The following is a 231-nucleotide window of genomic DNA, read 5'->3' as shown; positions in this document are numbered from 1 at the left end:
CATAGAAGAACTAATGGCCAGCCGTGGCATCATAGTCACGTATGAGACGATCCGCCAATGGACGTTGAAGTTTGGCCCAGGCTATGCCAATGAGCTTCGCCGGCGTCAACCGCAACGCGAAGACAAATGGCATCTCGACGAGGTGGTGCTAACGATCAAGGGCAAGCACCATTACCTATGGCGTGCGGTCGATCAGAACGGACATGTGCTCGATATTCTGATGCAGAGTCG

Annotated in this window: 1 protein-coding gene; it reads left to right on the top strand. The window is 53.7% G+C overall.

All coding sequences use genetic code 11. The annotated features are described in order from the left end of the window. Position 1: 1 nt before the first annotated feature. The coding region (locus QN395_RS21560; protein WP_323493072.1) for a DDE-type integrase/transposase/recombinase at positions 2-231 on the top strand (230 nt) is incomplete at its 3' end.

It is taken from the genome of Undibacterium sp. RTI2.2, assembly GCF_035018705.1.
Classification (GTDB): Bacteria; Pseudomonadota; Gammaproteobacteria; order Burkholderiales; family Burkholderiaceae_D; genus Undibacterium.
This window is presented reverse-complemented; position numbering and strand designations above follow the sequence as displayed.